The organism is Dyella silvatica (assembly GCF_026283955.1).
GTDB classification, from domain to species: Bacteria; Pseudomonadota; Gammaproteobacteria; order Xanthomonadales; family Rhodanobacteraceae; genus Dyella_C; species Dyella_C silvatica.
This window is the reverse complement of sequence record NZ_JAPDPE010000011.1, coordinates 1-25,821: the sequence shown is the minus strand read 5'-3', so window position 1 is coordinate 25,821 and position 25,821 is coordinate 1. Positions and strand designations below refer to the sequence as shown.

Genomic DNA, 25,821 nt, shown 5'->3' with positions numbered 1-25,821 from the left:
GTGAAATTGATCCGAACCCGAGACATCCCAACGCCTGCGCACATGAGTGTGCGCAACCGGGCCACCCAAAGATCAGCACACCTGTTTGGAAGTTCTGACATGGGTGAGCTCCCTGAGCAACTGATGCAGATGGCTTCCGTCGTGATGGCGCTGTCCAGCCGTGCTTCGCGCCGCTGCTATAAGGCGGCGCAGGTGGCGGCATACACCCCACCGCCAATCGCGGAACGGGTTCGTATCTGTGTGGGATTCAGTGAACCCGTTTGCCAAAAAGAATCGAGGCGACGATCGTCGCCTCGTTTCAGTCCCAGCAAGAAACGTAGCTCAGCGGCGCTGCCGGATAGCGTGCGGAGTCGCCGCCAACTTACGCACAACTCATCCAAAAATACGCAAATTCGAGGCATTGAAACGACTGAGATTCGGGAAGATGCTGGCGATATCGCTCACGTTTACACCGAGCCAGCTCGCCAGCGTCGCCGCGTATTGATCAACCGCCGTGGTCGGAATGATCTGACCGTAACCGGTATCATCCGGATTGCCTGCCGCCGTGGTCAGCAGGCTGGGCATCGTGCCGTAAAAACGCTGACCGCGAACCGCGCCGCCGACCACGAAGTGATGGCCGCCCCAACCATGATCGGTGCCCCCGCTGTTGACCGAAAGTGAGCGGCCGAAGTCGGATGCGGTGAAGGCCGTTACGTTCTTGTCCAGGCCCAGCGTTACCGTCGCGCTATAGAACGCGGACAGCGCTTGCGAGAGTTGCGAGAGATTAGCCTGCTGCTGCGCTAATTGATCGGTGTGGGTATCGTAGCCACTAGCCGAAACGAAGAATATCTGACGGTTCACGCCCAGCTTGGCCCGCACTTGCAATAGCTGCGCCACCATATTGAGTTGATTGCCCAGCTCCGTATCAGGGAACGTCGTGGTAAGTGCCGGTGCCTGACTGAGGGCATCGATAAGCACGGTGTAATAATCGATGGCGCTGCTGCTTGATGTGGCGACTGCGCGCTCAAGCGCGTTGCTCGGCGAGGGACCTCGAATCAACGCATTGTAGGCATTCGTATCGTCCGTCGTGCCGCCGGCCACCCAGGACTCGGGACCATTACCGAGATAGCTCATGGCCTGAACACCGCCCGGGTCGACCGCGTATTGGTTCACCATCGCGCCGCGCTGAAAGAGATTGGTGCCAGCCAAAGTCATGCTCATCGAGAACTGCGGATTGGCATTGCCGGACGACAACATATCCGCCATCCTGCCGCCCCAGCCATTGGCATTGGCGTCGTCCGGACGCGAGGTCTGCCACTGCGCGGTCTGGTCGTCGTGCGAAAACAATTGCGGTGGCGGCTGCACCAGGCCTTGCTGAAACTGTCGCTGCGTGATCGGGTAGAGCAGCGAGCCGACATTGGCGACGACAGCGGCATGTCCCGCATTGAACAGACCGCGCAATTCCGGCATAGCCGGATGCAGGCCATAAGCGGCGCCATCACTCGGCGGTCCACCGGGCACACCGCCCGCCAGCGCGGCGGGAATCAGGTTATTCGCCTGGATATCGGCTTGCGCCAATGCGAGGCCGACGCGCGAGCCCGCATAGGTGGCATAGGTGGTGCTGTTGTAAGGCACGATGGTGTTGAAACTATCGTTACCGCCATACAGATACACGCATACCAGTGCCTTGTAATCGTTGAAGGCATAATGGCTATGCAAGGCCGCGGCCTGGAGCAGGCGAAGGTTGCCAAACCCCGAATACATGCCCACCCCTCCCAGCGTGGCATACATGCTACGGCGCAGAAATTCACGACGGCTTATAGGCATATCCGCATCCTCATTTCTGCACTGAATATTCGGGTGAATTGATGATTAGATAGAGCGCGTGCTGCACACGCTGGCGACCGAGATCGCCTGCGGAGTTGTCGGTCAGCGCAGTGAGTCGCGTCAACAAAGTGCTGTGCATAAAGGATGACATCTGGCCCGACATGAACAGCAAGTTGTACAGATCAACCAGTCCAGCGGGGTTCTTGAGCGCGAGTGCTGCGTCGCGATCCGCATTGATCGACATCGTGTTCGGACCATTCGACGAATAGCAGCGCGTGCTGGTGGCGTAGTCGCAGAAAATGCGATGAAAGATATCGTTGGGTATGCTTACCGCTGTCGTCGCCGTGTGGATCTGGAATTCTGGACCGAACAGCCCGCGCTGGCGAAGCTCACCGGGTTGCTGGAAATCCGGCTTGAAGAAATTGAAGACGCTGGGCGAGCGCAGCGGCGCCTCACCGTAGTCGCTTTCCCATTCGGGATAAGGCGTGTCCACCCGGCCGTTTGGCGACCCAGCCGCCATCGCTCTCCATAAATGCGTGAGCTTGAGCAGGGGTTCTCGCAACTTGCCGTAAGCATCCGGGTTGGGCACATAAGATGCGCCTACCACCGCCTCCGGATCGAGCAGGATCGCCTGCACCACAGCTTGCAGATTGCCGCGCACATGCGCACTGCTTCCGTCGTCGGCAAAGACCTGTGCAATGTGGTGGACATAGCCCGGCGTCGGGTTACTCGTCACCAGGCGCTGGATCAGCCGTCGTGCGATGAACGGACCGACATTGGGGTGATTGAAAATATTGTCCAGCGCGGCGGTCAGCTCGGCTTGGGCATTACCGCCATGTGCAAGCATCCCATTGCTCAATGCCACACCAGGGTAATTGAGCAACTGCTTGTCCGAGGTGCTGTCGTGGAAGTCGGCAATGGGCTGCAGCGGACTCCACCATGCGGGATCGTTTGTATTGCTCGGGCCGCAATTCGTATAGGTGTCCACAGCGCAACATGCCCATGAGCCCGTGACACAAGTTGTGTTGTTCCAGTTCCAGCCCGTGAACACCGCCGCCATGCCGCGCACGGCGGTCTGGTCGTAGGTGGGAATCGGTTGGTTGCTGGCGTCCAGCTTGGGGCTGCCATCGGGATTGAGCTGCACCAGCCCGACCGAAAACAACTGCATGACCTCGCGCGCATAGTTCTCGTCGGGATGAATGTTCTGCGTCGGGTCAGCCTTCTGATTGGCGAGCATGCTGAGATACGTGGCCATCGCCGGATGCTTGGTCACGTCTTCGAGCAGCTTGCGGTAATTACCGAACGCATCGGCTGCGAGCATGTCGTGCCAGCTCGCCAGAGCATAAGGCTCGTAGGCCAGCGTGCCATTGGCACTGGAGACGACGAAGATCTCGGAAAGCGCAAAGGCGACGCGCTGGCGTAATTGATCGGTCGCCACACGCTTGCCCCGACTGGGATCAGGCAAGCCCAATGCATTGATCCACCACGCTTCCATTCTTGTATCGTCGTTGACGGTGTTATTGCCGTCCGGCACATTCGGCAAGCCGGCTACCCAGTCGAGATAAGGTTTTTGCGTCGACACCGGCGCGGCCAGCTGCTCGTTCAACCACGCCTGATAACCGACTTGTCGCAAGTGGGCGATGTCCTTCGCGGTAGGGCCAAACGTCGCCTGCGCGAGAAAGCGCGCCGCCGCGGCATCACTGTATGGGCCAGCTATCTGCGCCAGGCAAAGCGTTGGCCACAGAACCAAAGCAAGCACCGAGATGCGGAGCCAGTTCGAGGTAAAAGCCTTCATGCGTATCCCCCTACTTCATACCAAGGTTCATCGTTCGTCATGGCGATGAGCGGCATTGCTTGAGGGCGCAAGGATTATGGAAGGCCGATGCGGTCGCTGTGATGCGCCACTCGTTTATGAAATGCTGAGGCGAATTACGGATTTATGGATACGGGGATTATTAAGACATTTTGAAGACAGCGCTATATAAACGCTGCAATGAATCTCGGCACGGCAAAAGGTGATCGCTATCACAGGATAAAAATCCTAGTAGCGCGCTAATGCGTAATGCCGACCTTCTGATAACGAAATCACCACCCGACAGGCGCTAGAAACCCCGCTCCCCCTCAAGTACTCAAGAACGTCTTTGCGTGTCCGCCCGCCCGGGCGGCCTGTGATTTTCTGCCCGCGCCACTAAGCCGAACCACCCTCAGCAGCACACGTGCAAGCCACCGAAGAGGAGAAATGGTTATGAGTCATCGCGTATCCCAGAGAGGCACTCGCATCTTTTATTTACTCGGAAGAGTCATTGCCGGCATGGCGCTGGTTATGCTCTTGTCAGCAGCCTGTGTTCAACCGCCATGGTTCGCCACCTGGTATGCGGCGCCGCAGAACTACAACATTCTTTTCCCTGGCGTCACCGTTCCGCCTCTCGCCATCTCGAACCAGTCAATCCGCCAGATTGTCCATACATCGCATGGCGGCAGCCTGATTCGCGTCAAGCTGTCCAATTTCTTCGGCACCACCCCGGTTACCTTCGCCGAAGCCCGGCTTGCCCGCAGCACGGGCAACGGCAACATCGATCCAGCCACTGATCGCACGCTCCGATTTGGCGGCAGCGGCGCCGTAACGCTCGCGCCCGGCGAAGAACGATGGAGCGACCCGGTCTACCTGCGGGTACCCACGCACACGGATCTGGCGATCAGCCTGTACGTGCCGCTCAACACGCCTGTGGTCACCACCCACACGATAGGTATGCAAACCAATTACCTCTCACCGGGCAACCAGGCGGGCGCCACGGTGATGGGCAATGCTACGGCAACGACCATGTACTTCTGGCTCAGCGAGGTCGATGCATCGACAGCCGATGCCTCTGACGGCGTCACCGGCCTGGAGGCACATCCGTACAAGGTCGTCGTGGCGTTCGGTGACTCGATCACCGATGGCTATGGCTCGACCAGCGGCGCCAACCGCCGCTGGCCCAACGACCTCGACAATCGCGTACAGGCCGCCGCTGACGACCTGGGCCGCGCCAGCGTGGTCAATGCCGCTATTGCCGGCAACCGCTGGATCTACGACGGCGTCGGCCCTGCCGGTGTAACGCGATTCGCCCACGACGTTGCCGGCGTTTCGGGCGCGACCCATGTCTTGATCCTGCTGGGCATCAACGACATCGGCATCGGCGAGCTCGTTCCGCAGCAAAACGTCTCAGCCGATCAGATCATCGCGGCCATGCAGGCGACCATCGCCCAGGCGCAAGCCAGCGGCATCAAGATTTACCTGGCGACCATAACCCCTTACAACGGCGCCTCGTATTACGACGCCGCGGGGGAAATGAAGCGCGAGGCCGTCAACGCCTTCGTGCGCTCGGCCAACGGTGCCGACGGCGTACTTGATTTCGACCAGATCGTGCGCGACCCGTCCAATCCCACCGCCCTATTGCCAAGTTACGACAGTGGCGATCATTTGCATCCCAACGACACCGGATACCAGGCGATGGCGAACTCCATCGATCTTGGCGTGCTCGAAGACTGATACTCGAAAGCAACCAGCGACCGATGATGGAGGGCGGCGCCTGTTTCGCAGGCGACCGCCCTGCTCGCCTCAGATTAAGCCATGCCTGGCCAGAACTGCCGACGATAAACTTTCGTTTCAAGCGATGAAGCGCGGCGCCAGAAAACCAACCGATGATTCAGCATGGCGTTTTGCAGCTACGCATCGGCTTCATTCGGTGGCGGCGGCATAAACACTCAACATGGCCATCGCCTTTTCCTTGATCTGCACGGCCTGGGCATACGGCAGTGACTGCTCGTCTGATGCTAGCGAGAAGTCGAATCGCCCGGCAAAGCTGGAGATCACCAGGAGATTGGCCGGCGTGGGCTCCAGCATGCCGGATATCCCGCAGACCGCACGCAGATGGAAGTGGCGGTAGTTTTCGGCAATATCCATCCGGCCTAGATAACTCAACGTGACAAGACGCCCGGCCTGCTTGGATAAGCCATAAGCGACGATGCGATCGTAAACGTCGTGAAGATGCTCCAGCCCAAGCAGGCGCGTGCATGCTGATGGTCCCATCCGTTGAATCTTCTGCGTCATGTCGGCTTTGAGCGCTCGCGCCAAGGTCCAGAAGCCGGCTTCGGCAAGACCATCCTCGGGCAGCTTCGTTTTGCCTAACGACAATGCAACCGTTCCGGCGGTGGCGAACAGACTGTCAGCCTTGAGGCCAGGTAGATGCCGGCGCAGATCCACCGAGCCAACGAATTGCTTGTCGTCTTTTACGCCGCGGATCATGCGAAAGGCCAACATGAATGCGACGCTGATCGCTGCGAAGGCGCTGACACCTTCCTTTTTGCAGCGCGCTAACAACAGCCTGGATGCATCGGCATCGAGTATCCAAAAATTTCGATAGACCTTGCCGTAAACCCCGTAAGCGGGTGTTGCACCGGGCCGGCGAAGCAAGGGACGTGCAAGCCATAGCAGCCCCTTCAGCAATGCCACTTTATGACGCATGCTTCGCTGCAGCCTGCGATCAGTCAGTATCTCCGCGGGAACGACATCCTCCAGGCTGGTCAGCACGCTGTAACTGCCAATGTCATGGTCGGGTTGGTCGCACAGCAACAAGATCTCGCGTAGCAAGGTCACCAGTGAGCGCCCGTCGCAAATCACATGATGGCAAACCAGCACGAGCTCGCTGTCGGCATCCCCACGCAGCCAAAGCAATCTAGCGAGAGGCTGGCGAGGGCCATCAAACCGATCCAGTAATTCGTCGGTGGATATATTCACCCACGAACTCTCGTCGGAGCGATCCATGATCCTCAAGGGAATCGGCGGTGGCGATGCCTGCAAAGCAAACCATGGCCTATCGTCTTCATCGACAACCAGCGAGCGCAATATCGGATGTTTGGCCTGCACCCGTGCCAGCGCATGGCGTATCCGTTCCTCGCTGAGATGGCCTTGAATGCAAGCCATGATCATGACGTTCACGGGAAGCTTCCCGTCCTGATACAACCTGCGCTCAAACAACGCGAGCGGTCGCTTCATACGCCTCCCCTGCCCCCGAACCCAGGTTGACGGCGGTCGCCGGATGGCTCCCGCTCGATAACGATCCGCGCTAGCCCATGGCCATGCTTGGATTCAATGCACTACACGACATGCGGCATCCATGTCGGCGCGCAGCAACAGGCTTAGCTTTTCCGTCAGCTTATTGACGTCCCCGGCGTCTTCCAGTGCAACACCGCAGCCGAGATCTTGAACGCGCCGCGCATTGTCCCATTGGTCGCTAAAGCCAGGAATGATCAGTTGTGGCACGCCTGCGTGCAGCGCCTGCGCCGTGGTTCCAATCCCGCCGTGATGCACGATCACGCTTGCCCTCGGCAATAGCAGGCTGAGCGGCAGGTAGTTTTCATGGATAACGGTTTCAGGCAGCGCAGGAAGCTGATCAACAGCTCGCGTCAGGAACACACCGCGATGACCCAGCGCCTGCAACGCGCTAAGCGCGGTTTCAAAGAAGCTTCTGCAAGCAAGAACCTCCGTGCCTGGGGTGAAGACAATCGGCGGCGGTCCGGCCTGAAGAAATTGCTCAAGCCGCGAGGGAAGCTGCGTGTCTGATGCATTGGTGCTGAACAACGGAAAACCAGTCAGGCTTATCTGGCCTGGCCAATCGGCGGGCGGCGGACAGTACCACTCGTAAAACAAGCCCAGAATTTTCTGCGGTGAATGCCACCACTGGCTGATAACACGACGAGGCAGCGGCAAATCAAGTTGCCTGGCCGATTCCTTCAGCAGCATACGAAAAAAGGGATCTATCGCCGTACGCTCCACGGCATGGAACAGTGGCTTGCGCACGGAGTAATGAAGTCTGTTGCACCAGCGCAACGACTTGAAAGACGGCGGATCTTTAAGTGAATAAAGATTGGCTGGCGCTAGCAGGGTCGATATATAGGGGGTGCCATATTTTTCATGCAGCAACCTGGCGACGATAAATAAGATGGGCGGAGCAATCAGAATAGTTTGCTCATCGATCCGGCTGTGCGCGAGCTCACAGCATTGGTAGATCTTAGTCGTCGCGATCCGACAGTAGTTCTTTATCTTTGCTACAAGACCCAGTTTTTCGGTGGCTTGGACGAAATCCTGTTTCTCTTCACTGCCGAGAAAACTCAATGCCTCAAAGCCACAGGCTTTTGCCGCATCGATGTACTCGGAGGTGGTGATGAAAACAACCTGGTGCCCACGTGCCAGCAACTCACAGCCAATACCCAGATGTGGATGAATATCACCATCGGAGCCCGCGGCAAATATGATGGCTTTCACGGCACATTCCGTGTAATCCACTTGACGGAAACCCTGGCACCGCGACGGATGCACTGCATAGCTTTCAGTCTCTTCAGGTCAGATGGATGAGGTATCTGCTCAGGCATGGCACACGGCGACAAAGACCTGCACACAGCAAGATCAACAGCTTGTCGAGTGGCAACCAGCTGCTGATCTAAAGGATGTGTGGGTCTACGCTCGATTACCTTAAGAAGGCCGGCGTGCAGATCTCGTGAATGGCCTCAGCGCGAGGCGACCATCGACTACTCGGCCCCTTGCAGACATCTTCGAGCCGTGATGACTGGCCATCGGGGAAGTCGACATGCCCTAACCGCTACTTGGTACCCGGCTCAAAGAGTACGTCCGCGGTCTTATAGGTCACACCCTTGGCGTCGACCTGCGAGGGCAACGGCTTGCCCTTGGAGTCGCGCACGCTAACCGTCGTGCCGGGCGCGTTCTTCTCGCCACCGATGACGCTGCTCTTAGTAAGCCCACGCTCGCTGCAGCGCTGCCCTGTCCAGGTCGCGCCAGCGGCATCGGCCTCGCTCTTGCCAGCCAGCAGCTCACCGTTGAAAGTCTCGAGGTTGTTGGGCAGAGCGGGCCGCCACTCCGCCTGAAACGGAAGCTTGGCTCCGCCGCTTGCGTCCAGCAGCGCATCGTGTATCTGCTGTCCGGTAATCGGCGTCTTGTGCTGGCCTTGATTGCCGGTGTTGACGCTCATGCCATTTCTGAAAACCGTTCTCCATCACCGGCGGCTGCACCTTCAACGCCGGGTGGGTGGCCGGCTTCGGCGCCACGACGTCGGCGTCGGCTGGCTTCGCCGTCGGTTTTGCAGCAGCAGCCTCGTTGCTGGCATCGGCAGGTTTCGCGCTAGCGCCCTCGCTGGTGGTGCCAGCCGGTTTCGCCGTAGCGCCTTCGCCGGTAGTGCCAGCCGGTTTCGCGGTAGCGCCTTCGCTGGTGGTATCCGTGTGCTGCGCGGGCGGTTTGTTGGTCGCGTCGACTTCGGTATTGCCCTGCTGCTTGATCTGCCTGGCCTGCAGCGTGGAGCGGTCGCCGGCGGTGAGCTGTATGGTCACGTTGCCGAGGATGGTTCCGAGGAGCGAGACCGCGTACAGCGTCAATACCGTGTTCACCTCGTCGGTGAAGATCTTCCAGTTCTTGTTGATCATCGAGAGGATTTGCGGCGTCGTCGCCTTGGAGAAGGCCGTTGGCACGATCAGCCCTTGGACGGCCTGATAGTAAGCGACGCGGTCGCCGCCGCCCGCCGCGGCGACGGCGGCAAGCGCCGCCTCACGATCGGGATAGACATGGTCGCTGATGGGCGTCGCGGTGGTGGCGGCTCGATCCACGTAATCGGTCGGGATAAGGATCGGCTTATCGAATCCGTCGATGAAAATCGTGTAGCCGCCGAACGCCACCTGCAGCGCCGAGAAGCCCAGGATGCGGGTGCTGTTGTCGACGTAGTTCGTACGTTGAACGACTGGGGTGTAAGTGAGCGTCGTCGCGCCGGTCTGGTCGTCGGTTCCGAGATCGAACTCCATTTCGGTCGCCGCCTTGGGCAGGTCCATCGGCGCAGCGGCATCTTTTGATGGCGCGGGCGCTGGCGCGGGTTTCGGCGCGGGCGCCGGCGCAAGCCAGCTCACGCTGGCCACGCCAACCTGCCGCTGTCCTTTGCTGTCGAGTTCCTCCTCGGTGTCGTTCTTCATGACGGTGACGGTGAAAGCCAGGCCACCGCCGTTCGGGGGCTCGCCGACGATCTTCAGCAGGTCACCCTTGGCGATCTGCTTGACCTTTTTCTGATTCTTCTCGCCGCCCAGCTGATCCATCAGGGCGAACGCGGTGGTGGCGATCACCCGTTGATCGGGCGCGAACCGCTTGGCCGCCGCTGCGGCGGGCTGCCGCGCAATCAGTGCCGACGGGCGCGCACGCGGAGTGAATCGGCCTGCCGCCATCCCCTCGCTGGTGATCCGGCGCGCTTGCAGGTCCGCCTCGATCTCTGCCGGATCATCCACTGCACTGATGAGCTGCGACGGCGCCCCCGCGTGTTGGTGCTGGACGACGTGAGCAAGCTCGTGTGCAAGCAGGTGTTGACCGGACGACGAGGCAGGCGAGTAGGCACCGCTGGCGAAACGGATGTGCTGCCCGACGGTGTAGGCCTGCGCGCCGACCAGGTTCGCCGCAGCCTCGGCCTCTGCGTCAGCGTGCACGCGCACCTTACTGAAATCGAAGCCGAAGCGAGGCTCGAACAACGCCCGCGTCGCGGCCGGCAACGGCACCCCGCCATGCTCGGCGACCTGCGCACCGACCGACGCGCGAACCGACGCAGCAGCCGCAGGCGTCGGCGTGCTTTGGCGACAAAGACTGGTATCCCCAGGCGAGGCCCACTTGAGTGTTCGCACCATGACCTCCGCCGTCGACCCTGGTTACCCCGGCGCCGAGTCTACGCCTCCTGCAGCCGCCTTGAAGAATCCGTGCTCGGGGGATTTAAGCCTACTGTACGGTCAGGGTCGCGAGACGACGGATCTCTAAAGCCACTCATCAGCACCTGCCTTATTCAGGCCTGATGGCCTGCAGCAACTGCTGACGCCCATTCCGCAGGATCTCATCGGCGAGGGCCGGATCGGCTTCGACGACAGCACGCGAAAGCAGCAGCGATCCAACCATCTGACTAAAAAGCGTGATTGCCTTGGCTTGCTTTTCCTGCGCATTTTCGCCGTCGATCACACTCGCCAGCTGGTCCAGATTCCACAGCAGTCCATGCGCATAGGATTGCCGCGCTTCCTCGCCAAGTCGCCGAACATCGCCGGCAAAAACGCTTAATGGGCAACCCGCCTCGATATCCGTCCGATGGTCTGCGGACAAGTACCACTCGATGTACTGCTTGATGGTGCAATCGGCCGCCGTCGACGCCTGCAGGCCGGCGATGAGCCTGGCCGCGCCGTCCTCCATCGCCTTCTCCATGACGGCGGCCACCAAGGCGTCCTTCGACTTGAAGTGATTGTAGAAACCGCCCTGGGTGAAACCCGCGGCCTTGGTCAACTCGGCCAACCCCACCGCGGCCACCCCGCGCTCGCGGAAAAGCTTTTCGGCCGCGGCAACGATGGCACCTTTATTTTCAATGGCTTGCTGCTTGGAAACACCCATAGCTCCACTCCTTTTTCGCGCTCTGATGGCGCTCGCCCCAATGACAATGGTGATCACCATTGACAAGCGCTTAAGTCGGGATCATTCTACGCCACGTCGATGGCGATCACCATTGTGACTCCATCCTGGCGTTAAGCAGCTAGCGGCCCGTGCAAAGGGCCAGACCGACACATGCGTTCAAGCAAACCGTCACTTGAGCGATCAGCCATCACAGAGGATTCGACCATGTCAACGACGTCCCCCGAACAGAACAAGGCGCTTGTCATCGAGGCTTTCGACACCCTGTTCAACAAGCGCGACTACCACGCCGCCGCGCAGTTCTGGTCCGACAAGTACATCCAGCACAGCGCACACATCGAACCAGGCCGCGAAGGTTTGTTCGAGCTGATTCGCAGCACTCCAGCCAGCTTGCGTTACGAGCACGGCCTGATCCTGGCCGAGGGCGACTACGTCATCGTGCACGGACGCTTCTCCGGCCTGGGCCGGCCGGCGGCATGGATTGCCGCTGATGTGGTCCGCATTGAAGACGGCAAGCTCGCCGAGCACTGGGACGTGTTGCAAGACGAAGCAACCGAACTCGAATCCAAGAGCGGGCGGCCCATGTTCGGCCATCGCTTTCCCGCTTGATCCCATCCAAGGAGAACTCTCATGAATCGCACTGGCAACACGATCTTTATCACCGGCGGTGGCTCGGGCATTGGCCGCGGACTCGCCGAGGCGCTGCACAAGCTGGGCAACAAAGTCATCATTGCCGGCCGGCGGCGTAGTCATCTCAACGCGGTGATCGCCGCCAACCCGGGTATGGAAGCGGTTGAACTCGACATCACCGATCCAGCCAGCGTCGCCCAGGTAGCGCAAAAGTTGATCGCCGATTACCCCGCGCTCAATGTGCTCATCAACAATGCCGGCATCATGCAAATGGACGCTGTTGCCGGAAAGATCGACGACGCGCTGTTGACCTCGACCATCTCAACCAACCTGCTTGGGCCGATCCGCATGACCTCGGCGCTGATCGAGCATCTGAAGAGCAAGGACAACGCGGTCGTGGCGTATACGAGCTCGGTACTTGCTTTTGTACCGCTGGCCGTGACCGGCATCTACTCGTCGACCAAGGCCGCCATTCATTCTTACGTGCTGTCGCAGCGCTTCATGCTGCGCAATACCGGAGTGCGTGTTATTGAGATCGCGCCGCCGTGGGTACGCACCGAACTGATGAACAGCCAGGAAGCTGAGCAAGCCATGCCGCTGGATCAGTTTATTGCCGAAGCGATGGCGATGCTTGGCACGGATGCGGACGAAATCGTAGTCGATGCCGCCAGGCAGTTCCGCTCCAATGTGGGTCCGAATGAGCATCCCCTGGTCAATGGCTTTAACGACCAGGCGCTGGCGATTTTTGGCGCCGCCTAAGTTGCGCTACGCCATGAATCGCGCCGCGCAAGGCAGTCGATGAGCCGGGCTCACTTGTCCCTTCAAGGGGAGTGAACCCGGCCCGGCAAGCAAACCCGTTCGCCGTCGACACGGCAGCGAAAGACTAGGCTTACTTGCCGTATGCCTTGGCGATCTGGCCTACGAGCACGGCCCACGGCATATCGATAGCTCCATACACTGCACCCGCATCCGGATGCATGTTGTCCTTGAGTATCTCGACCATCAGCGTGCCGTAATCGGAAAGGATCACCCCCGCCTGCTGCATGCGCAACAGACCTGCCTGGCGCTTGGTTTCGCTGAAGGTGCCAGAGGCGTCCACTGCCACATACGACTCGTAGCCCTTGCCGATGGCGGTCATAGCGGGAAACGCTGCACAGACCTCGAGCGAGATGCCGGCAAAGATCAGCTTTTTGCGGCCGGTCGCTTCGATGGCCGCGGCGACGCGATGGTCATCCCAGGCGTTGACCGAGGCGCGATCGATGATCTGGATGCCGGGCAATGCCTCGACCAGTTCCGGGAAGGTGGGGCCCCACATGCTATCGCGCGCGGTGGTGGTGACGACGATGGGCAATTTCAGAATGTGCGCCGCTTTGGCGAGCGCGACAACGTTGTGCTTGAGTTCGCCGGTGGAGAAGTCGCGCACGCCGGTCATCAGGCCAACCTGGTGGTCGACCAGGACCAGGGCCGCGTTGTCCTGCGTGAGAGGGGTGTAGGGCACGAATGAATGAGACATGGCGGTTCCCGTTTTGGTCTGACGAGGTGATGGGTAGGCAGCGGCGGCGATGGATGGCGCGGTGGCGACAGCGGCCGCGGCCGCGCCGAGACCGGCCTGCTGAAGAAACGAACGTCGATCCATGGTGAGCTCCATCGAGATAAGTCCCGGGGGCCACGGTGGCCTCGCGAACGGACAGCGCCAGAGCGCCTCTCGACGTCGCTTAAGTTAAGAGCTGCCTCATCGTCTGAGAAGTCGGGAAAATTCGGAAGTATCATCCGAAAAACCGAACGATGAGGTGGATCATGCTGGACTTGAACGACTTCTACTATTTCGTCCAGGTCGTCGACCGGGGCGGATTCACCTCGGCCGAGCGGACGCTGCGCATACCCAAGTCAACCCTGAGCGGTCGCATACAGCGACTCGAGAACGACCTGGGGGTTCGCCTGCTTAATCGGACATCCCGCCGCTTCGGCATGACCGAGGCCGGCAAGGAGTTCTACCAACATGCCGTCGGCATGCTGCAGCGTGCCGAGCAGGCCGAAAGTGTCATTCGCCAACGGCTGACCGAGCCGTCGGGCACGGTTCGCTTCAGCGCCGCCGTCATCACTGCACAGTTCGCCCTGCGCAAGATGGTCAGCGATTTCATCGCAAAGCATCCGAAGGTTAATATCGTTCAGCACGCCACCAACCGAAGCGTTGACCTGGTAGGCGAGAATTTCGACGTGGCCGTTCGTGCTCATTCGGAGCCGTTGCCGGATTCCAGCCTGATTCAACGCACGCTTGCACCGGCACCCTGGTATCTGTTTGCCGGAACCGATTACCTCCATCGCGCCGGCGCGCCGGCGACACCGCAGGACCTGGCCCAACATGCATCGCTGTTCATGATGCGTAGCGGTGTCGCGCCCGCATGGCATCTGAGCCGCCCCGTAGGTGGCGCGCGGGAACAGCTGACGCTTGCACTCTCCCCTCGCCTGCTCAGCGACGACATTATTTCGCTGAAACAGGCCGCACTGGATGGCCTTGGCATTGTTGCGCTGCCTGGATACACCTGTTGCGACGAAATCCGCTCAGGTGAAATGACCCGCATACTTCCGGATTGGCAGGCCGGTGACTCCACCATCACCGCCTTGATTCCCGACCGCCACGGCCTGCTGCCGGCGGTCCGTGCGTTTGTCGATCACCTGGTGGCGGAGTTTCCCAAGGCGGTCGCCCTCTGGCCTTGACCAACACGGACCGCCGTGCGCCCGATAAAGGCGCCGCGCCCCTTTACAACCACTCGTTTGGATGGCTATGTCATATATCGATAATGCCGCGACGAGCCGCGATGACCACGGCCTGCGTGCGATCGCGCACGCCCAGCTTGGAGAGAATATTGCTTACATGCGACTTTGCGGTCTCCTCGCTGACATGTATGCGATGAGCAAGCTCTTTGTTCGACAAGCCTTGCGCCACCAGCCTCAGCACTTCGAGCTCCCGGCAAGTAAGCGCGTCATCCATCATGTGCGCGGCGATGATGCCGGCGACTTCGGCGGGAAAGTAACGCTTACCCTCGTGCAACTGGCGAATGGTATTGAGCAGTTCAGTCCGCAGCATATTCTTTAGCAAGTAAGCCGACGCACCCACCTTCATCGCCCTGATGACCTGGGCATCGCCGCTGTAGCTTGTCAGCACAATGATGCGCGCCGAAGGAAACTCGCTTGCAATGACGCCGATGGCTTGCTCACCGCTCATGCCGGGCATCTGCAGATCCATCAGCGTGATGTCAGGGCGATACTGGCGAAACTTCTCGACCGCCTCGGCGCCGCTTGAGGCCTCCGCCACCATGGACATATCGTCCTGGGCGGCGATGACCGCCGCGACACCCTCGCGCAATAGCGGATGATCGTCGACCATCAGTATGCGTATGCTTGTCATCCCTTGGCCCATGGAAGCATGCGTTCCAGTAATCGTTGATAGGTGCCGACCTGGATCAGATACGCCGTGCCCGCCGGCACCACAACCTCGATCTCGCAGCCATCGCCTTGGCGCGACCAGATGTGGAATTTGGCCGAGATCTTGTCGGCTCGCTCCCGCATGCCGCCGATACCCCAGTGATTGGGGCGGCCTTGCTTAAGCACATCTTCCAGGATGCCCACGCCATTGTCGCGCAGCCGAACCCGCAGCGCGCTGCTTAGATAAGCGACCTCAACCTCCATCAGCGTTCCGCCGGAATGCTGGAAGGCGTTGAACATCGCCTCCTTGGCGATCGACAACACCTCCCAATAGACCTGGCTGGCCAGTTCGCGGGGCCGACCTTCAATCAGCGCCTTGAAGTGCATGGCTTGACCCGCAGTCAACTCCACCCCGGTTTTCTCCAGCACTTCGTGCAGTGCTCCGCTGGCCTTGGTTCGCAGATCAAGCACTCGCCCTCGCGCCTCAGCCACCACTTTGTCCGCGCGACCCAGCGCGCCTTCCAAAGCGGTGCGTGCCTGCGGATCGTTATGCATTCGATCGGCTACCGATTGAAAATGCATCACCAGTCCTTGCACGCTTTGCAGAAGCGTGTCGTGCAGATCGCGCGCGATCCGGTCGCGTTCTTCACCGCGCGCATCGATGCTCATCCGGATCCGCGCGCGCTGCTGCCGCATACGATACCGATGGATGGCCAGCATCCACGCCAGGACGGACAACAGACCAAACACCTTGAAAAGGGTTGTCTGATACCAGGCAGCGCGGATGGCAAACGTGAAAGCGCTGTCGCCACTGCTGGTGACACCATCCTCGTTCGTCGCCTGAACATGAAATCGGTAGCTGCCAGGACCGAGGTTCGTATAACGGGCGCTGCGAAGCCCACCGGCGTCCTGCCAGTCATTGTCGACACCGTCGAGCCGATAACGGAAATGAACACGCTTCGGGTTCGCCAATGAGGCCGCCGTGTACTCAATATTCACCCCCCGGGTGAGTGGCCGCAGACGGATATCGCCAGAGGCCGGGTAGCGCGTATCGCCATCCGAAATACTTTCTATGGCGATGGTCGGTGCCAGCGTGTTGCGCATGATCTGTTGTGGGTCGATCCATGAGACCGCCGTCGATGTGCTGAACCAAAGACGGCCGTCATCGCTCTTGACCAAGGTTGGCAAGGGTCGCGCGCGGTCGGCCATGCCCACGCGGCCGTCATCGGGCCCAAAGAAGCGAAAGGACACTTCGTAGGACGGCTCACCCTGCGCGCGAACGAGTTCTGCCGCTTCAATGCGATAAGCCCCGTCCAGGCCATTAAGCCAAAGGTCGCCGTTGTCCATCTCGACGATACCGCTGATCTCGCGAAAGATCTGGCCGTGCTGCCCTTTTACCTGGACAAAGCGATTCCCGCGGAGCAGGAACAAGCCTTGCTGGCCGCCGGCCCATACCTGCGATCCGGCGACCTCGATCGCCAGTAACCCGCCGGTCGCCAGGCCATCGCCAGGCCCGTACTTGGTCGTCTTTCCCTGGGCGATGACAGCCAGTACATCATGCGGGTAGGCCAGCCAGAAGCGTCCGACACCGTCGTTGAGCAAGCGCACGGGTCCGCCCTGCCCGTACTCGCTGGTGTCGATCTCGCTCCAGGAGCCGTCCTTGAATTGATACAGCCCTTTCAGTGCCACGCTGATCCACAGCACGCCACTATCGTCCATGGCAATCGACTGCGTTTGTGCGCTCGCGCTTTTCAATGCCGGCGGCCAGGCGATCTTGCTGACCTTGTCACCTTCATAGCTGAAGACGCCGTACAGGCCGGCCATCCATACCACGCCGTGCTTGTCGCGCACGGCAGCACTGATCGCGCTGGGAATCTGCGAGTAACCTTTGCCTTCGCTGCCGCTGACCAAGAACGGTGACTGCCAGACGCTGGGAATCCAGATCTGCCTGTTCGCCCCAGGGACAACAAAGGGGATCTGTACATTGCCCGGCAACGGCAAGGGCCTCAGGCTGGTGGCGCGGAATTGATCCAGTCCTTGCCTGGTAAGTACCCAGACACTCCCTTCGCGATCCTCGAAAATATCCTCGACACCATTACTCGACAGCCCTTCGGTGCTGGAGAACATCTCGACGATGCGCTGCGAATGGCCATCTTGATCGACTATCCAGCGATCCCGCTCAACCCCCTTGGGCTGTCCAATCCACAGCGCGCCTGACGAGTCGACCAGGGCGGGGCCATCCTGCTCCTGGTCATAGCGTCGCGCGGGTGTTCCTGTGCCGCGCCACTGCGTATCGATGTGCTGGCCCGCGTCGATCATGGCAAACCTCGCCGCACCAGGCTTGAGGCACCAGGCCTGCGTATCGTCCACGATCCATAGCACCCCATCGATCATCTGCATCGAATGCGGGCGCGCGCCCGCATAGCCGAGCTCGGTGCCGACCGCTGTCCATCGATTGCCGATCAGACGCACGATACCTTTCGTCGTAGCTGCCCAGATCAAGCCATCCGGCCCTCTTAGCACGGTGAACAAGGTGCCCTGGGGCACCTCCACACCGCCCAGATAATTGACGATGTCGTTGCCGCGGATCCGGCTAAGCCCACCACCGAAGTAGCCGACCCAGACATCGTCATTGCTGTCGATGAAAATACTGTTGATGCTTAATTTGGGCAGGCGATTGGCGTAGCTATCGTCGAAACGGACGCCATCGAAACGCAGCAGACCGACCGAACTCCCCAGCCACAGAAAACCATCGGAAGACTGCGCAATAGCGGTCATGCCGCCATGGGTCGCGTCGCTGCCAGTGACGTTGACATGACGCAGCTCGGTCAGCTGGCGATCGAGCGGGCTATTCGCGCGACGCGGCATGCGGTCGATTTGTTGTGCGTGCAGCCCGAAAGCACACAAAAATACCGCGGCCACGCCGGCAAGCCAGCTCAAGGCAGCCGCCACTGCATACCCCCTTCGATGCGCCATTGAGCCCGCCCCCTGCGGCTTGAAGAAATGTGGCTAATCAACCATCTCCTGCTCGCCAGCATATCCCCCGACTGGGGGATATGCTGTTCCCACCCATGCAACGCCTCTACTCGATGTTCCCCCAGGGTCTTCCGGGTTGCGGCCTGATGCTATTGCGTGTGGCCGTGATCCTTCAATGGCTGACGGATGTCGGCCCCAAACCATCGGCATGGCTATTGGCGATAACCGTCACGCTCATCTTGACCCTTGCCCTGGGGGCTCTCACTTCGGCCGCGAGCCTGTTGTTGCTTTGCCACATAGCGCTGCTGGGGATCGATCGCGGCGCGCTTTCGATCAGCGCGGTCGGCGAAGCGCTTCACGCCATCGCACTGATCTTTCTGGGGCCGGGCGCGTACTCGCTGGATGCCCGTCTTTTCGGTCGTCGCACGATCGAACTTCCCCGGCCCTGACGTGAATGGCACACCGGCTGCGGCATGGTTCACGAGGTCGCCATGGCGATGCCCGAGCGATGCACAGGGACATGGATGCCCTGCAACGAAACCAAGCCACCTCTCATGGTCCATGTGTGGATAGCGCAACAGCGCCGTTGTTCACACCTTCATTGTCGCGCTGCAGGAGCTTCTCCTATGAACTTCAGTAAATACATCGCGGCTATCGTCGCTGCCGGCGCAGCGCTGTCGAGTGTCGGGCCGGCTCAGGCCGCCGACGCCAAGCCATCGGTCGTGTTGGTCCACGGCGGGTTTGTCGATGGCTCAGGTTGGCAGGGGGTGTACAACATTCTGAAGCACGACGGCTATGAGGTAACCATCGTGCAGAACCCGACATCCTCGCTCACTGATGATGTCGCCTTCACCAAGCGGGTACTCGAGAAACAAAGCGGCGCGGTCGTTCTTGTCGGCCATTCGTACGGCGGCGCGGTGATTACCGAATCCGGCAACGCACCGAACGTGAAGGCGCTGGTCTACATCACCGCGTTCGCTCCCGACGCCGGCGAATCGGTGCAGACGCTGATCTCGCACCCGGTACCCGGCGCGCCGGTGCCGCCGATCCTGCCGCCGAAGGACGGCTGGCTGATGCTGGACCATGCCAAATTCGCCGCCGCGTTTGCCGGTGACCTGCCGCCGAAGGCAGCCCAATTCATGGCCGACTCGCAGGTGCCGTGGAATGTCGCTGCACTTGGCGGAGCGATCTCCACCCCGGCCTGGAAATCCAAGCCGAGCTTTTATCTGGTGGTTGACGGCGATCACATGATTCCGGTGGAGGCGCAGCGAGCCATGGCCAAGCGCGCCAACGCCACCGTCATGAACACCAAGGGTAGCCACGCCATCTATGTGTCGAATCCGAAGGCAGTCGCCACGCTAATCGAAGAAGCAGCGAAGAAAGTAGCGACCCAGTCGAGCTAAACGCCCGCTTGCAAGAAAGGCCCCTCGCCGAGGGGCTTTTCTTTTCGCCCGTGCGTCGCGAGCCCTTAAACACGCCCCCAGAGGGCAACCACTCTCAAACTCCAGATTCAGCCGTGCTGCTGACAGTCCGCTAGCGTGTCGAGGTCGTCCCGGCCGCACTCGCACAGGCGTCAAACCCTCGACCACATCGCGGCAGGCTGAAGGACGCAATCACCCGAATGGGCATTGAACCATTCGCCGCCACATTGGATAGTAGCTGGCGTGGAAAACCAAACTGGCAAGCTCAGGGTACTTATCGCCGACGACCATCCGGTCATGCGGGATGGTTTGCGTGCCGCGATCGACAGTGCCGCTGACATGACCGTGGTCGGCGAGGCCGCCGATGGCGCGCAAGGCGTGATGCGTTTTCGCGAGCTGCAGCCCGACGTAACGCTGCTGGATCTGCAGATGCCGCATATGGACGGGTTGCAGGCGCTGGCCGCGATCCGTGCCGAATACCCCGGCGCCCGACTGGTCATCATCACCACCTACCCTGGCGATGCCCGGGTCAAGCAGGCGCTGGCCCTGGGAGCCACGGCCTACCTGCTCAAGACATCCACCCGCGACGATATCCTGCAGGCCATCCGCGGCGCGGCGATTGGACGCCGCACCATCGTCGGCGAACTGGCCAGCGAGGTCGCCTCGCATGCCGTGGCGGACATGCTTACCACCAAGGAGCTGAGTGCGCTGCGCCTGGTCGCCACCGGGCATGGCAATAAGCGCATCGCCGAAATGCTGTGCATTTCCGAGGACACGGTGAAGGCTCGTCTAAAAAGCATCATGGCGAAACTGGGCGCATCGGACCGCACGCATGCGGTGACGATCGCGATCCGGCGCGGATTTCTCGACTCGTAAACCCCAGGCATCCGCGCCCGATACCAGCTCGACCGGCGGCCACCCCTCTGCCGCGCGGATCTTGCCCGCACAGGCCTTGGCGCGATCCACCCGGCTATCGCAGCGAAGCAACCCCCGATCGGGTAGCTGCGACTTGCCCGTTCCGGGCTTTGCACAGACTCTTGCCTCGGGGAAAGTAAACGCCTCCGCTCGCCCTGCAAACGGCTCTTTGAGGCACCGACGCGAGAGGCCGAATTTTTCGTGAGCGACCTCGCCGGGTGTCTTTGGCGGGAACCGCTCTCACTGCTTTCACCAAGGAGATCGATATGTCCATCACTGCCACGCCCACACCCGGCAAGTTGCTGCTTACGCCGACGGATCATGCCCTGATCATGATCGACTTCCAGTCGCAGATGTCGTTCGCAACGCAGTCCATCGACGCCATCACCTTGCGCAACAATGCCGGCCTGGTGGCAAATGCCGCGGCCAGCTTCAAGGTACCGACCATTCTCACCACCGTGGCGGAAAAGAGCTTTTCCGGTCCGATGTTCGACGAAGTCACCCATCCGTTTCCGGGCCAGGCATTGCTCGACCGCACCTCGATGAATACCTGGGAGGACGCGGCCGTCATCAAGCGAGTGAACGAAATCGGCAAGACCCGCCTGGTGCTGGCCGGCTTGTGGACCTCCGTCTGCATCGTCGGTCCGGCGTTGTCAGCGATCGACCAGGGCTTTGAGATCTACGTGATCACCGATGCCTGCGGCGATGTGTCGGCCGAGGCGCACAACCGGGGCGTCGAGCGCATGATCCAGGCTGGTGCCCGCCCGATGACGGCGCTGCAGTATCTGTTGGAGCTACAGCGCGACTGGGCACGCACCGAGTCCTATGACAGCACCACCGGCATCGCCAAGCAGTTCGGCGGCTCCTACGGCCTGGGTATCAGCTATGCCAAGGCCATGTTCGGCGCGCACGAAGGTTGAGTGGGATCATAAGCGGCGTCCCTAGCGGCCGCCGCTTTACATACTGTGCTGTGGAGATGTCGATGAAGCCCTATGTTCTTTCTCTTGCTGCGGGGTTGCTGGTAGGCATCGTCTACAGCTTCTTGAAGGTGCGCTCGCCGGCGCCACCGCTGATCGCCCTGATCGGTTTGCTGGGGATTCTCGTCGGCGAACAGCTTCCGCCCCTGGTCAGGCACCTGTTGAACCGGGATGCGGTGGAAACCACCGCGCTTGGCGATCAGGTCAAGCCGCACGCGCTCGACCATCTTTCCCAGGGCCAGGACGCCGCCCATCCAGCCACTGATACGGAGGCTAAGTCGTGAACGCTACGCAGACCATCCCTGAGCTGATACTGCATCGTGGCCAATTCGCCACGCTCGATCGCGGCCAGCCTCATGCCTCGGCGGTGGCCATTGCTGGCGGCCGCTTCATCGCCGTGGGCAACGATACCGACATCATGGCGCTGGCCGGCGCCGACACGCGTGTCGTCGATCTCAAAGGTCGCCGGGTGCTGCCCGGCCTGATCGACAACCACCTGCACATCATTCGTGGCGGCCTGAACTACAACCTGGAATTACGCTGGGATGGCGTGCGTTCGCTGTCCGACGCGATGGCCATGCTCAAGCAACAGGTAGCCATCACGCCACCGCCGCAGTGGGTACGCGTCGTCGGCGGCTTCACCGAACACCAGTTCGCCGAGAAGCGCTTGCCGACCATTGACGAGCTCAATGCCGTGGCACCCGACACACCGGTGTTTCTGTTGCATCTTTACGATCGCGCCCTGCTCAATGCGGCGGCGCTGCGTGCGGTCGGCTATACCCGCGACACCCCCGAACCACCGGGCGGCCAGATCGTCCGCGATAGCGACGGCAACCCGAGCGGTTTGCTGTTGGCCAAGCCCAATGCCTCGATTCTTTATGCCACGCTCGGACGCGGCCCCAAGCTGCCTTTCGATTACCAGCTCAACTCCACCCGCCATTTCATGCGCGAGCTTAATCGGCTCGGCGTGACCGGAGCCATCGATGCCGGCGGTGGTTCGCAGAATTACCCGGATGACTACGCGGTGATTCAGCAGCTGGCCGACGAGGGTCAGCTGACCATCCGTCTCGCCTACAACCTGTTCACGCAAAAGCCAAAGGCGGAGAAAGACGACTTCCTGAATTGGACGCGCACCTCCAAGTACAAACAGGGCGATGATTACTTCCGCCACAACGGCGCTGGCGAGATGCTGGTGTTCTCGGCGGCGGATTTCGAGGACTTCCGTCAGCCCCGGCCTGACATGCCAGCGGAGATGGAGGACGATCTCGAAGGCGTGGTGCGCATCCTGGCCGAGAACCGCTGGCCATGGCGCATGCATGCCACTTATGACGAAACCATCAGCCGTGCCCTGGATGTGTTCGAACGCGTGAACCAAGACATCCCATTGGAAGGGTTGAACTGGTTTTTCGACCATGCCGAGACCATCTCGGAGCAGTCGATCGACCGCATCGCGGCGCTCGGCGGCGGTATCGCCGTGCAGCACCGCATGGCCTATCAGGGCGAGTACTTCGTCGAACGCTATGGCATGGGTGCGGCAGAAGCCACGCCGCCGGTCGCGAAAATCCTGGAGAAAGGCGTGCGGGTATCGGCCGGTACCGACGCGACCCGGGTGGCGTCGTATAACCCGTGGGTATCGCTGGCCTGGCTGATCACCGGCCGCACCGTCGGCGGCTTGCGTCTGTATCCGCAGCGTAACTGCCTGGATCGCGAGACCGCGCTGCGCATGTGGACCGAGAACGTCACCTGGTTCTCCAACGAAGTGGGCAAGAAAGGCCAGATCAAGGTCGGCCAGTTCGCCGACCTGGTGGTGCCGGATCGCGACTTCTTCGCCTGCGCCGAAAGCGAGATCGCCGATACCACCTCGGAGCTGACCATGGTCGGCGGCAAGATCGTCTACGCCGCAGGTGTATTCACTGACCTGGACGAGGCGCCGATTCCGCCAGCCATGCCGGACTGGTCGCCGGTACGCCGCTTTGGCGGTTATGCCGCGTGGGGTGAGGACAAAACTGGCGCCGCGGCAGTGCGGCAGATGGCCATACAGTCATGCGCTTGCGCCCATGCCTGTGGTATCCATGGCCACGATCACGCCACGGCGTGGTCGAGCAAGCTGCCGATCGCCGATCTCAAATCCTTCTGGGGCGCGCTGGGCTGCGCCTGCTGGGCGATATGACCATGCGCAGTCTGTTCGCGGCACCGGTCATACGCTGGATAGCCTTGCTGCTGCTGTGTGCCGCGTATCTACAAGGCAGCATCGACAAGGCGCTGGATTTCGGCGGTGCCATCGGCGAAATGCAGCACTTCGGCCTCGCCCCGCCGGCGCTGTTCGCCGTGATGACCATCGCGCTTGAGCTCGGCGCTTCGCTGTTGATCCTCAGCGGCATCTATCGCTGGCTGGGCGCCTTGGTGCTTGCCGTCTTCACGCTGATAGCGACCTTCATGGCCGCCCGCTTCTGGGAGCTACCGTCGCCGCAACGGCTAGCGACGGCCAATACGTTCTTTGAGCATCTCGGCCTGGTTGGCGGATTTCTGCTGGTGGCATGGCACGACTTGCGCGAACGTCGTGCCGCGTCGACATGACGGCACTTTTATTTACTGATCTTCTGTTGTCACCCTGATCTGGAGCTTCCCATGCGTATCAAGTCTCTCGCCCTCGCAGCCGTCCTCGGGCTCGGCGCGGCTTCGCTCGGCATCGTCACCCCGCTGCAAGCACGTACCGCGCAGGCCACGGCTGAAGTCGCCGTGGGCGCGCAATACGACACCACCCATGTGTATGTCGATCCCAGCGAGGTCGACGCGTTTGTGCAGAGCTTCCTCGCCACCTTCGGCGGGCAAAGCACCAAGCAGGTCGTGGCGACCGTCACACCCACGCCCAGCAGCACGACTTCGCAACTGCTGCAGACGCCGGTGGGCACGGTCTCGCTGTTCGGCTTCAAGACGCCCATTCCCCACCCGTTCGGCGCAGAGCGCACCGGTTATCTGGTGAAGGACATGGATGCGGCGATCCGCGCCGCGCGTACCGCTGGCGCCGATGTCATCGTCGAGACCTTTCCCGATCCGATCGGCCGCGATGCCGTGATCCAGTGGCCCGGCGGCGTCAACATGCAGCTCTATTGGCACACCAGCGCGCCGAACTACGCGGCGTTCCAGACGGTGCCGGAGAACCGCGTCTATGTGTCCAAGGATCGCGCGAATGCATTCATCCACAGCTTTCTTGCGTTCTCGCATGGCAAGGTGGTTTCCGACGATGCGCACGCGCCCGGCATCGAGATCGGACGTCCGAACGATACGTATCGCCGGGTTCGCATCGAGTCGACTTTTGGCAAGATGTCGGTGCAGGTCAGCGATGGTCATCTGCCCTACCCCTATGGTCGTGAGCTTACCGGTTACGAAGTCGCGAACTTGAGCGACACCTTGGCCAAGGCCAAGGCCAGTGGCGCCAAGGTGCTGGTGGAGCCCTACACCGCGGGTGGGCGCCAGCTTGCGATGGTGGCGTTTCCGGGCAACTACGTCGCACAGATCTACGCGGCGGCAGGCAAGTAAGCGCGATGCGATGGATCGCTTTCGCCGGTGTCGCCGCCACCCTGTTCGCGCATGCGGCAACCGCGCAGAACGTGGGTGAGGCACCGGCGAGACCGGTGCCATTGTTCAATCGCTGGCAGGAAAACTGGTCGCCGCTGGCCGACCCGGCGCGGCGCACCGAGCCCGGCGACTCGCTTAAATACATCGCGCTTTCCGCCGATAACCCGGCGAGCTATCTCTCGCTAGGCGTGAATCTACGCGAGCGGGTGGAATTCAATGACGCCGCCGGTTTTGGCGTGGGCGGCGGCCGCAGCGACAGTTACCTGATCCAGCGCCTGCAAGTCCACGCGGATATCCACTTCAACGAGCACTGGCAGCTGTTTACTCAGCTGGAAGACGCCCGCGACGCGCATAAGCGCACCGCCACACCGGTCGACAAGAATCCACTCGATCTGCGACTGGCCTTTCTCACTTATACCCACGGCTTTGATGCGAGCACCTTCAAAGCACGCATCGGCCGCCAGGAATTCGCCTTCGACCTGCAACGTTTCGTGTCGCTGCGAGACGGCCCGAATGTACGCCAGGCCTTCGACGCCGCGTGGGCAGACTGGGAAACCGGCCGCTGGCGCTTCATCGGCTTCATCAGCCAGCCGGTGCAGTACGCGGACACGCATGCGTTCGACGA

At 60.9% G+C, this 25,821-nt stretch carries 22 protein-coding genes; 13 read left to right on the top strand and 9 right to left on the bottom strand.

Annotated features, from left to right (window positions below):
* Positions 1 to 372 precede the first annotated feature (372 nt).
* Complete coding sequence (locus OUZ52_RS04065; RefSeq protein ID WP_266157038.1) at positions 373 to 1,806, bottom strand: DUF1501 domain-containing protein; 1,434 nt, start codon at positions 1,804 to 1,806, stop codon at positions 373 to 375.
* A gap of 10 nt (positions 1,807 to 1,816) precedes the next feature.
* Entirely contained in the window at positions 1,817 to 3,601 is a 1,785-nt protein-coding gene (locus tag OUZ52_RS04060) for a DUF1800 domain-containing protein (RefSeq protein WP_266157037.1), read from the bottom strand.
* 528 nt (positions 3,602 to 4,129) lie between these two features.
* Here OUZ52_RS04060 and OUZ52_RS04055 point away from each other — a divergent pair.
* Entirely contained in the window at positions 4,130 to 5,335 is a 1,206-nt protein-coding gene (locus OUZ52_RS04055; protein ID WP_266157036.1) for an SGNH/GDSL hydrolase family protein, read from the top strand.
* Positions 5,336 to 5,524: 189 nt separating this feature from the next.
* Here the strand turns inward: OUZ52_RS04055 and OUZ52_RS04050 are convergent, their stop codons facing one another.
* From OUZ52_RS04050 to OUZ52_RS04035, 4 genes are all read right to left on the bottom strand, one after another.
* Complete coding sequence (locus OUZ52_RS04050; protein WP_266157071.1) at positions 5,525 to 6,775, bottom strand: condensation domain-containing protein; 1,251 nt, start codon at positions 6,773 to 6,775, stop codon at positions 5,525 to 5,527.
* Between the two features lie 159 nt (positions 6,776 to 6,934).
* Positions 6,935 to 8,110: a glycosyltransferase gene (locus OUZ52_RS04045; protein WP_266157035.1), complete on the bottom strand. Its 1,176-nt coding sequence runs from the start codon at positions 8,108 to 8,110 to the stop codon at positions 6,935 to 6,937.
* Positions 8,111 to 8,673: 563 nt separating this feature from the next.
* Entirely contained in the window at positions 8,674 to 10,512 is a 1,839-nt protein-coding gene (locus tag OUZ52_RS04040; RefSeq protein ID WP_266157034.1) for a DUF4157 domain-containing protein, read from the bottom strand.
* A gap of 148 nt (positions 10,513 to 10,660) precedes the next feature.
* Positions 10,661 to 11,254: a TetR/AcrR family transcriptional regulator gene (locus tag OUZ52_RS04035; protein WP_266157032.1), complete on the bottom strand. Its 594-nt coding sequence runs from the start codon at positions 11,252 to 11,254 to the stop codon at positions 10,661 to 10,663.
* A gap of 225 nt (positions 11,255 to 11,479) precedes the next feature.
* Here OUZ52_RS04035 and OUZ52_RS04030 point away from each other — a divergent pair, with 225 nt between their 5' ends.
* Together OUZ52_RS04030 and OUZ52_RS04025 are read left to right on the top strand one after the other, a co-directional pair.
* Entirely contained in the window at positions 11,480 to 11,881 is a 402-nt protein-coding gene (locus tag OUZ52_RS04030; RefSeq protein WP_266157031.1) for a nuclear transport factor 2 family protein, read from the top strand.
* 21 nt (positions 11,882 to 11,902) lie between these two features.
* Positions 11,903 to 12,661 (top strand): SDR family oxidoreductase, encoded by a 759-nt coding sequence (locus OUZ52_RS04025; RefSeq protein WP_266157030.1) that lies wholly within the window; start codon positions 11,903 to 11,905, stop codon positions 12,659 to 12,661.
* Positions 12,662 to 12,791: 130 nt separating this feature from the next.
* Here OUZ52_RS04025 and OUZ52_RS04020 read toward each other — a convergent pair whose 3' ends face one another.
* Positions 12,792 to 13,538, bottom strand: coding sequence for an isochorismatase family protein (locus OUZ52_RS04020; protein ID WP_266157029.1), 747 nt, complete (start codon positions 13,536 to 13,538; stop codon positions 12,792 to 12,794).
* Positions 13,539 to 13,699: 161 nt separating this feature from the next.
* Between OUZ52_RS04020 and OUZ52_RS04015 the strand changes: the two genes are divergently transcribed.
* Positions 13,700 to 14,620 carry a LysR substrate-binding domain-containing protein gene (locus tag OUZ52_RS04015; RefSeq protein WP_266157028.1) on the top strand — a complete coding sequence of 307 codons (921 nt, stop codon included), beginning with the start codon at positions 13,700 to 13,702 and terminating at the stop codon, positions 14,618 to 14,620.
* A gap of 70 nt (positions 14,621 to 14,690) precedes the next feature.
* On the opposite strand, the gene OUZ52_RS04010 is transcribed toward OUZ52_RS04015, so the two are convergent.
* A complete protein-coding gene (locus OUZ52_RS04010; protein ID WP_425493777.1) occupies positions 14,691 to 15,323 on the bottom strand; it encodes a response regulator in 633 nt (210 codons plus the stop codon).
* Positions 15,308 to 18,268, bottom strand: coding sequence for a sensor histidine kinase (locus tag OUZ52_RS04005; RefSeq protein WP_266157026.1), 2,961 nt, complete (start codon positions 18,266 to 18,268; stop codon positions 15,308 to 15,310). Before OUZ52_RS04005 ends, OUZ52_RS04010 begins: the two co-directional genes overlap by 16 nt.
* Before the next feature lie 131 nt (positions 18,269 to 18,399).
* Between OUZ52_RS04005 and OUZ52_RS04000 the strand changes: the two genes are divergently transcribed.
* The 9 genes from OUZ52_RS04000 to OUZ52_RS03960 all read left to right on the top strand — a co-directional run.
* Positions 18,400 to 18,753 carry a hypothetical protein gene (locus tag OUZ52_RS04000; RefSeq protein ID WP_266157025.1) on the top strand — a complete coding sequence of 118 codons (354 nt, stop codon included), beginning with the start codon at positions 18,400 to 18,402 and terminating at the stop codon, positions 18,751 to 18,753.
* Between the two features lie 177 nt (positions 18,754 to 18,930).
* Positions 18,931 to 19,707: an alpha/beta hydrolase gene (locus OUZ52_RS03995; RefSeq protein WP_266157024.1), complete on the top strand. Its 777-nt coding sequence runs from the start codon at positions 18,931 to 18,933 to the stop codon at positions 19,705 to 19,707.
* Between the two features lie 261 nt (positions 19,708 to 19,968).
* Positions 19,969 to 20,601: a response regulator transcription factor gene (locus tag OUZ52_RS03990; RefSeq protein ID WP_266157023.1), complete on the top strand. Its 633-nt coding sequence runs from the start codon at positions 19,969 to 19,971 to the stop codon at positions 20,599 to 20,601.
* A 305-nt stretch (positions 20,602 to 20,906) separates the two neighbouring features.
* Complete coding sequence (locus OUZ52_RS03985; protein ID WP_266157022.1) at positions 20,907 to 21,560, top strand: hydrolase; 654 nt, start codon at positions 20,907 to 20,909, stop codon at positions 21,558 to 21,560.
* 62 nt (positions 21,561 to 21,622) lie between these two features.
* The gene (locus tag OUZ52_RS03980; RefSeq protein ID WP_266157021.1) at positions 21,623 to 21,901 is read left to right on the top strand and encodes a XapX domain-containing protein; all 279 of its coding nucleotides are present in this window, start codon (positions 21,623 to 21,625) and stop codon (positions 21,899 to 21,901) included.
* A 14-nt stretch (positions 21,902 to 21,915) separates the two neighbouring features.
* Complete coding sequence (locus OUZ52_RS03975; protein WP_266157070.1) at positions 21,916 to 23,787, top strand: amidohydrolase; 1,872 nt, start codon at positions 21,916 to 21,918, stop codon at positions 23,785 to 23,787.
* 2 nt (positions 23,788 to 23,789) lie between these two features.
* The gene (locus OUZ52_RS03970) at positions 23,790 to 24,194 is read left to right on the top strand and encodes a DoxX family protein (RefSeq protein WP_266157020.1); all 405 of its coding nucleotides are present in this window, start codon (positions 23,790 to 23,792) and stop codon (positions 24,192 to 24,194) included.
* A 51-nt stretch (positions 24,195 to 24,245) separates the two neighbouring features.
* The gene (locus OUZ52_RS03965; protein WP_266157019.1) at positions 24,246 to 25,157 is read left to right on the top strand and encodes a glyoxalase; all 912 of its coding nucleotides are present in this window, start codon (positions 24,246 to 24,248) and stop codon (positions 25,155 to 25,157) included.
* A 5-nt stretch (positions 25,158 to 25,162) separates the two neighbouring features.
* Positions 25,163 to 25,821, top strand: a 659-nt coding sequence (locus OUZ52_RS03960) for an alginate export family protein (protein ID WP_266157018.1), incomplete at its 3' end; no start/stop codon positions are given.